The following is a 629-nucleotide window of genomic DNA, read 5'->3' as shown; positions in this document are numbered from 1 at the left end:
TTTAATTGTCAGCCTTAAACCACCTCCTCAGGAGGTGGTGATTGTCCCTGTGAGGCTATAGCCTGAAGGAAGCCCATGCCAGAAAATTCCAGCTTACTCACCACAAGTAAGAAGGAAATCACTGACATGAGCAGTTATAGAAGTTCAGCACATGTGTTTTGGCGTTGCAAATACCACTTGGTTTGGACCCCAAAATATCGCTACAAGATTTTAACGGGCACAGTAGGGAAAGAGCTTTACCGTTCGATTTACATACTTTGCAATATGAAAGATTGCGAGATATTGGAACTAAATGTTCAACCAGACCATGTTCATCTTGTAGTGATGGTTCCACCGAAACTCTCAATTTCAACGCTAATGGACGTCCTGAAAGGGCGCACGGCAATTCGTCTCTACAATAAATTCCCGCATATAAGAAAGAAACTGTGGGGCAATCACTTTTGGGCTAGAGGATACTTTGCGGACACGGTGGGAGTGAACGAAGAAATTATCAGACGTTACGTGAGGCATCAGGATAAGAAAGACCAAGAGTACGAACAGCAAATGGAATTATTGCAGGATTAAAACGGACAAGGCCCCCTTCTAGGGGGCCCCACTTAAAGCCACCTCTTGAAGAGGTGGATTTTTAC

At 44.2% G+C, this 629-nt stretch carries 1 protein-coding gene; it reads left to right on the top strand.

The window, feature by feature from the left end; all coding sequences use genetic code 11:
* The first annotated feature begins 126 nt into the window (after nucleotides 1-126).
* Nucleotides 127-564, top strand: a complete 438-nt coding sequence (gene tnpA, locus H0247_RS19615) for an IS200/IS605 family transposase (protein ID WP_180744021.1) — start codon at nucleotides 127-129, stop codon at nucleotides 562-564.
* The last annotated feature ends 65 nt before the right edge of the window (nucleotides 565-629 follow it).

The organism is Pectobacterium sp. CFBP8739 (genome assembly GCF_013449375.1).
Lineage (GTDB): Bacteria > Pseudomonadota > Gammaproteobacteria > Enterobacterales > Enterobacteriaceae > Pectobacterium.
The sequence above is the reverse complement of the archived record's forward strand: the minus strand, read 5'-3'. Positions and strand labels throughout refer to the sequence as shown.

What these genes read in the sequence shown, in the direction of transcription:
- tnpA (WP_180744021.1), top strand. Translation starts at nt 127, where the DNA reads ATGAGCAGTTATAGAAGTTCAGCACATGTGTTTTGGCGTTGCAAATAC.